This is a genomic window from Chitinophaga sp. (assembly GCF_036566945.1).
Taxonomy (GTDB): domain Bacteria; phylum Bacteroidota; class Bacteroidia; order Chitinophagales; family Chitinophagaceae; genus Chitinophaga.
Map to the genome: position 1 here is coordinate 1 of NZ_DATCVJ010000970.1, position 7,481 is coordinate 7,481.

Annotated in this window: 7 protein-coding genes; all 7 read left to right on the forward strand. The window is 36.3% G+C overall.

The window, feature by feature from the left end; all coding sequences use genetic code 11:
• Positions 1 to 466, forward strand: a 466-nt coding sequence (locus tag VIP81_RS29095; RefSeq protein WP_331969968.1) for an acyltransferase, incomplete at its 5' end; no start/stop codon positions are given.
• A 45-nt stretch (positions 467 to 511) separates the two neighbouring features.
• Positions 512 to 1,645 (forward strand): NAD-dependent epimerase/dehydratase family protein, encoded by a 1,134-nt coding sequence (locus tag VIP81_RS29100; protein ID WP_331969971.1) that lies wholly within the window; start codon positions 512 to 514, stop codon positions 1,643 to 1,645.
• 5 nt (positions 1,646 to 1,650) lie between these two features.
• Positions 1,651 to 2,640 carry a hypothetical protein gene (locus VIP81_RS29105; protein WP_331969973.1) on the forward strand — a complete coding sequence of 330 codons (990 nt, stop codon included), beginning with the start codon at positions 1,651 to 1,653 and terminating at the stop codon, positions 2,638 to 2,640.
• A 4-nt stretch (positions 2,641 to 2,644) separates the two neighbouring features.
• On the forward strand, positions 2,645 to 3,847 hold the full coding sequence (locus tag VIP81_RS29110) for a hypothetical protein (protein WP_331969976.1): 1,203 nt from the start codon (positions 2,645 to 2,647) through the stop codon (positions 3,845 to 3,847).
• Positions 3,844 to 4,989: a glycosyltransferase family 4 protein gene (locus VIP81_RS29115; protein WP_331969979.1), complete on the forward strand. Its 1,146-nt coding sequence runs from the start codon at positions 3,844 to 3,846 to the stop codon at positions 4,987 to 4,989. Before VIP81_RS29110 ends, VIP81_RS29115 begins: the two co-directional genes overlap by 4 nt.
• Positions 4,990 to 5,186: 197 nt before the next feature.
• Positions 5,187 to 6,950: a DUF4091 domain-containing protein gene (locus tag VIP81_RS29120; protein ID WP_331969982.1), complete on the forward strand. Its 1,764-nt coding sequence runs from the start codon at positions 5,187 to 5,189 to the stop codon at positions 6,948 to 6,950.
• A 246-nt stretch (positions 6,951 to 7,196) separates the two neighbouring features.
• The coding region (locus VIP81_RS29125; RefSeq protein ID WP_331969985.1) for a DUF1972 domain-containing protein at positions 7,197 to 7,481 on the forward strand (285 nt) is incomplete at its 3' end.

The window sequence follows — 7,481 nt, forward strand, 5'->3', positions numbered from 1 at the left end:
CAATGTTGCCGTACAGTATAGAACCTGGTTGGCTGCGGTACCAATAATGGCAGGAGAGGATTGTGTGCTGGAAATAGGGGCAGGAACCGTTATTGGGAACTTTAACCATATTTATGCAACAAAAAGTATTATACTCGGTAAAAACGTATTAACTGCGGATAAAGTTTATATTTCGGACAACCAACACGGATATGCAGATATCAATGTGCCGATTATGTTACAGGAAGTAATACAGAAAAACGAAGTGGTAATTGGTGATGGGACATGGTTAGGTGAAAATGTTTGTGTATTGGGAGCACGAATAGGAAGGAATTGCGTGATTGGAGCCAATTCAGTGGTTACAAAGGATATTCCGGATTATTGCATAGCAGTGGGAGCACCAGCAAGAATAGTAAAACGTTTTTGTCTCGTATCTAATGAATGGAAGCCGACCGAATTGTCAGGCGCGTTTAAAAAAATAGATTAGCCAACGCCCGATATCATCAAAATTTAAGAATTTAAAATAAACAGAATGAAGAATATTTTGATAACCGGTGGAGCTGGTTTTATTGGAAGTAATCTGTCTTTAAAGTTAGTTGAAAAAGGCTATTGTGTTACTGTATTAGACAATTTATCTACTCAGATACATGGTAATAATCCCGAAAAAGATTCACCACTTTATAAGTCGATATTGGGTAAGGTTACTTTTATAAAAGGTAGTGTAGTGGAAAGGGAGGATCTGGAAGCAGCTTTAGCAGGACAGGATGCGATTGTTCATTATGCTGCTGAAACTGGCACTGGACAATCGATGTACGAGGTACATAAATACACGGAAGTAAATGTAGGCGGTACTGCCTTACTGTTAGATATATTAACCAATACCAAACATAGTATAAAAAAAATTATAGTAGCATCTTCCAGATCTATTTATGGTGAGGGCAGATATAGAAGTCAGGAACTAGGTTATGTTTATCCTGATTCAAGGAGTATGGAAGCTATGACCGCTGGCGATTTCGAAGTAAAATATCCTGGCTGTAAGACATTGGAATTAGTTGCAACAGATGAGATGTCGAAAATTCATCCTTCATCCGTATATGGGATTACCAAGCAAACACAAGAGCAGTTGGTGATGACCTGCTGTAAATCTGTATCCATTGCAGGGGTGGCGTTGCGTTATCAGAATGTATATGGTCCGGGGCAATCTTTATCTAATCCTTATACAGGTATACTCTCAATTTTTTCTACGCAGATAAGAAATGGGAATACTATCAACATATTCGAGGATGGGCTTGAAAGCCGCGATTTCGTATACATAGATGATGTTGTTAATGCTACCATTTTGTGCCTGGAAAGTAAACGTGCAGATAATGAAATACTTAATGTTGGGGCTGGAGAAGCAACTAATGTGCTAACTGTAGCAAATGAATTGATAAGCAGATACGGTATTGATATTCCTGTAAAAATCAACGGAAATTTTCGGTTGGGAGATATTCGTCATAACTATGCTGATTTATCTAAAATTGAAGCTTTGCTGGGATTCAAGCCAACTGTTTCCTTTGCTGAAGGTATTGGTAGATTTGCGGAGTGGGTAAAAGAACAGGCAATCGTAGAAGATAAGTATGCTGCGTCTATTGTAGAAATGAAGGAAAAAGGACTTTTTAAATGAGTGATATGCAGTCAGTAGTTTATGGTAAGAGTGTGTTGTTCATAGGTCCTGTATTCTATCATTATCACGTTGCTTTAAAAGAAGAAATGGAAGAAAAGGGGGCGAAAGTATCCTTTTTTCCCGAGCGCGATTATGGTTTAAAATTTGGCTTTTCAAAACGATTAGGCCCGAAATACTTTCAAAGAAAACAAGATCAGTATTATCATAGAATATTGGAACAAACACAATCGGTCCAGTTTGATTATTTCTTTTTGATCAAGGGGGAATCTCTATCTTCTTCTTTTATCAAAGTATTGAGAGAAAGAAATCCGGGAATCAAATGTATTCAGTATCAATGGGACTCTGCAAAAAGGAATAATTATCTTCATTTGTTGGATAGTTTTGATAAAACAATTACGTTTGACAGCGCAGATGCCCAGAAATATAACTTGCCATATCATCCACTTTTTTATACAAGAGAAATCGCCGCTATCAATGCACATCGCGTGATAGATTACGACTTGTTAATGATCGGTACTTATTTGCCTGAAAGAACAGCTGCGTTGCAGAAAATAATTAAGTTTTGCAACGAGCAGAGTTTGGTATTAAAATATCACGTATTTCTTAACAAAGTTCATTATTACATGCAATTGGCAAAGGGGAAGCGGATAAACAGAGATATTACCAGTTTTGAATCGCTCTCATATAAGGAGGTATTGAATCTCTACGCACGGTCCAATGTTATTATAGACCTGAGTAATGTTAATCAATCGGGATTATCAATGAGAGTAATTGAAGCGCTGGGTGCCGGGAAAAAATTGATTACTACAAATAAACAGATTGTACATGAATCTTTTTATGATGAAGATTATATTCGTGTGATTAATATTGATAGTCCTGTTTTAGATAAGGAGTTTATAAAGAAAAGGTCTTCATCTGTAAATCAGGAGATTAAAAAATTACATATTAGTACCTGGCTGGAGGGATTATTTGAGCTGGTAGATTTAAAAGATTAGCATTATGGGAGGTTATGAGGTCGATCCACAGATTATGTTGTATGATACGAAGCTATCCAACTATTTACAACGGAAGTTGAAGTACTTCTTTCTGATTGTCCTTTTTTTTCTGACAACTGCTAACCAATTAATTCCTTTCCCGCTTGAGAAAATGGGAGCATTGGTATTTTCTGTTTTTTACGTATTCATGCATGAGCAATCCTTTACCCTTAATCGCTATCAGTGGACGTTGCTTGGTTTGTCAATAGGTATTGCTTTATTTTCAGCGGTGGCCAATATTTCTTCCTTCTCTTTCATGATTTTTTTTCCTGTTATTGGTTTCTTCTTCGCATTCAATTTGTCCAAAAAATTTTACTACCTGGAGCTCTTCTATTTTGCCATAGTACTGCATATTATCGTAGGGCTTCTTTTGGCAGCCGACTCCTATGTACATGGTATCAATCCGCATGTAGCAGGAATGGGAGGCAAGGGAATACCTTTTTTGCATTCAACATATGGATTAACGTCCACATCACAAAGTTTTGGGACACTTTGCATTTCGGGTCTTCTGATATATTATCTGCGAAAAGATTACAAGGAAGTAACCATTTTGGATAACTTTATTATATATCCCTTGATCACAATAGGAATATTTAATACGTTTAACAGAGCTACATTCCTGGCATATTTTATTATCCTTTTTTTTAAGAACAGAAAGTTGCTGCTGTTTTATTTACTGTGCATTCTTATATTAACTATTGTTTTTTGGGATATAATTTTACTTTCTCTTTTTAATACCAATACGATATCTTCCCGTAGTGAATTATTAGAAGGGTTTAATATCTCCTTTTGGCAGAGTCATTCATTGAAAGTATATCTTTTTGGAAGGGGGACAAATGAAGTTACTGCTAATATTTTATTCGATGTTACGTGGAGTTCAAGAAAAGATATTGAAAATGGACATGCTATGTTGCTTCATTCGTATGGATTTTTAGGGTATTTATCCTATATTTTCTCATGCCTTATATTTGTATGGACTGCCTTTTTAAGAAAATACTTTTATTTGGCGTCTATAGCATTTTATTATTTAGTCGTTGCTCCTTATATCACCCAGGAATTTGTGACTTCGACATTCTATATTATATTAGCCATTTTCATTTATATGCTTCATTGTTATACGAACGATCAGAGTCGATACTCAATTAAGCCTCAAGAGCAGGTCATATGAAAATTTTAATGATAAACCCAAGTTCCGATCTATATGGTGCCAATAGAATATTGTTAACCGTGCTACAAAAATTGTCTGCGCAGCATTCTGTTACATTGTATTTACCTGAGGAGGGGCCGTTATCTTCTTTTATAAGAAAAAATGACAGTGGCATAAATTTGATCATCCGACCCAATATGCCATTAATTGGCCGGAAATTGAACACAATAAAAGGAATAATCCATACGGCTAATAGTTTCAGAATTTCTTTTTTTTATTTTAGAAAAGAGATTAAACATTATGAACCAGATATTGTCTATATAAATACGTTGGCTGGTTTTCCTATGATCTTTCTTTTTCGTTTGCTACAGAAGAAAATATTGGTGCATGTGCATGAGATATTGGAAACCCCAAGACTTATTACAAATATTATAAATAAGTATGCTGTAAAATGGGCAGATCAAGTCATATGTGTATCTGAGCCTGTAAGACAAAATCTTCTTTTATCTGTACGGGACTCAAAAATGACCAAGAAAGTTGCAGTAATCCTTAACGGAATCGACGATAAGCAGCAAACGATTTCCTCAAAGAACAACGATAAGGTTATTGTAACCCTAATAGGGCGGATTACCAGGGGAAAGGGTATTTGGTTTTTCCTTGATACTATTTGTTTATTACCGGCCGACATGGCTGCAAAATGTGAATTTCGTATTATTGGGGGCCCTGCTCCTGGACGGGAGAATTTGATTGATACACTGCAGGCAGACATAGCTGGACATGTGTATTCTTCGCAGATTGTTTTTATCCAATTTATGGAGAACATTACTCCTATGCTTAATGAAACTGATATTTTGGTAGTACCTTCACTGATGCGCGAATCTTTTCCAACAACTATTCTGGAGGGATTGAGTGCAGGTAAACCCGTTATAGCTACAAATACCGGAGGTGCTATACAATCCATAGCATCCGGCGTGGACGGCATATTAATTGATGCTGGTGATAATGTTGGTTTTGCTAATCATTTAGCAAAAATGATAGAAAATCCGAAAGTGAGAGAAGTATTTGGAGTAAAAGCCAGACAGAAATTTCTTGCTAAATTTCAGGTTTCGCGATTTCAGGACGATGTTGCCCATTTTATTGATGAGAAATTTCCTTTAAGCTAATTGGTACCAGAAAGAAGAGAGTGTCATAAAAATTGATATAATATTTTAACCTGGCTTTAAAAACGTTTGGCAAAGACCGCTATTGCTTGAATAACCTTTAATTTTAATGTATGTTAAGAAAGGGTAAATCCATAATATTGGGAGGTATCATTGCGTCTGCTTTTGTGTTTTGCAACGGAACCGTAAGTGAAAATTCCATGAATAAAGTCGAAAAATTTGTTGTGGATGGAAAATCGACTGGAACTTTGGCTGATGATTCTTCTACTAATGCCATTAAAGAAATAAAAGACAGATCTGCAATTTTATCATTTGCATCGTCAAATGTCAGGTATAGTGCGAACACTACTCCGATTGGAAAAGTGCAACTTACCACGTCTCTACAGGCATGGAAGGGAGAACGTATCAGTGCCCAGATATTGATTTGGCCGTCCACCAATATTCGACATTTGTCAGTAAAAGCTACTGACTTTAAAGGGCCAGGTCAGTCATCTTTCCCTGCAAATGCACTTAGTTATGGATTTATCAGGTACATTTTAGCAAATGAGTCAGGGGGGAATTGCGGTAAGATTCCAAATCTGCCCACATTGAGTGTTCCCGATGCTATATCTCCACAACAGAGTATAACTGTTAATAAGAATCAATTGCAACCGGTTTGGCTTAGTGTGTCAGTTCCTTCCACAGTCCCGGCTGGAACATACACAGGCAAACTTACTTGTACTGATGATAGTAAAGGAATTTATGATACACTTACTGTAGCAATACAGGTTGCCAACCATATACTACCTCCTCCTTTAAAATGGGATTTTTTTCTGGATCTTGGCCAGTTTCCGCTGAGCGAAGCAAAGTATTACAAGGTTAAACCCTGGAGCGAAGAACATTTTACCCGTATTAGAACTAATATGAGACGATTAGCAGATGCTGGTGAAAAAGTAATAACTACCAGTTTTTTTTGGGACATGTTTAGCATGGAAGGGGTAGGGTCTGATGAAGGAACCCTTATGATCCGGGTTCAAAAGAAAGCTAATAATGAATTTACCTACGATTTTACAAATTTTGATAAATGGGTAACCTTCATGATGGGGTTAGGAATTAACAAACAGATTAGTGTGTATGGCCTTTACCCATTTAATAGCAATTTTGAATTTTATTTTAAGAATGATAAAACGGACTATAGTAAGCAGCAAGTAGCTCCAGCAAAATCAGGGATGACAATTAGACAGAATTATACCAAGCAAGCCTTTACACTGCTTTCTGATGATTATAAGACATTTTGGAAAGGGATGCTTAGTGCCTTTGCAAAGCACCTAAAAGATAAAGGTTGGTTTGATCGGACTGTTTTATTTATCGATGAGCGCCCCGCGAAAGAAACCAAAGCAGTCATTGATTTTGTTAAGAGTACAGTTCCTGACTTCAAAGTTGGTTACGCAGGTGGCTATCATTCGGAGTTCATGGAGAATGTTGATTATTTTTCTATTGCGTCTTATTTGACCATGCCGTTAGATATGCTAGATAGAAGAAAAAAGCAGGGGAAAATAACCACAGATTATACCTGTTGTACTGAGAAGCATCCGAATATTTTTACCTACTCTGATCCTGCAGAAGGGGTTTTTTTAGGTTGGTATGCAGTGGCCAATAATTATGATGGTTATACACGCTATGCCTATAACCAATGGGTAACTTATTCTGGAACTGATACCAGGCATCCAAGTTTACCGGCTGGTGATTATCTGTTGGTTTATCCCAACGATAATTCTTCTGTCCGTTTCGAAAAATTGAGAGAAGGTATTCAGGATTTCGAGAAAATAGAAATCCTACAACGGGAATGGAAAAAAAATAACCAGAATGATAAATTAAACAAACTGGCCACTATATTGAGCAGGTTCAAAAGAACAAGCGTTAACAGTATCAATGATTACAAACAAGTAGTGGAAGATGCACAGCGTTTTATAAATAGCCAATAGCCCTTGAAAAGACATCAGAAATCAATAAAGACTACTTCGTTTTCTGAAGTAGTCTTTAGATTAACGCAATTGGAACCAGCGAATTATTGCTGTTCCTAATTATTGCAAATTCAACGATTATTGAGTTTTTTAGTAATATTGTGTTAGTCTTTCCATAAAATACTTATTATATATGTTTTTTAACATTGATATTTGTGATTATCCTGGAATTGATTTTTTGTATTTATATTGAAAATATACAGTTACATGAAAGTTGCTATTATTGGCACTCGTGGTATCCCAGCTAAATATGGTGGTTTCGAGACTTTTGCAGAAGAATGTGCCGGTAGGTTGACTGAACTTGGCTATGAAATGTCGGTAATGGGAGAGAAAAAGGATCATGAATCGTTATCGTCATATAAAGGAATAAAGCTGGTTTATACGGATCTGAACAAAACGGAACACCCTATAAAGTATTATTACAGATCGATTAAGCTAGCCCTTAAAGATAAAAATGATATTATTATAATAGCCGGTGTAGGAGGTGCAATA

What these genes read in the sequence shown, in the direction of transcription:
- VIP81_RS29100 (WP_331969971.1), top strand. Translation starts at nt 512, where the DNA reads ATGAAGAATATTTTGATAACCGGTGGAGCTGGTTTTATTGGAAGTAAT.
- VIP81_RS29105 (WP_331969973.1), top strand. Translation starts at nt 1,651, where the DNA reads ATGCAGTCAGTAGTTTATGGTAAGAGTGTGTTGTTCATAGGTCCTGTA.
- VIP81_RS29110 (WP_331969976.1), top strand. Translation starts at nt 2,645, where the DNA reads ATGGGAGGTTATGAGGTCGATCCACAGATTATGTTGTATGATACGAAG.
- VIP81_RS29115 (WP_331969979.1), top strand. Translation starts at nt 3,844, where the DNA reads ATGAAAATTTTAATGATAAACCCAAGTTCCGATCTATATGGTGCCAAT.
- VIP81_RS29120 (WP_331969982.1), top strand. Translation starts at nt 5,187, where the DNA reads ATGAATAAAGTCGAAAAATTTGTTGTGGATGGAAAATCGACTGGAACT.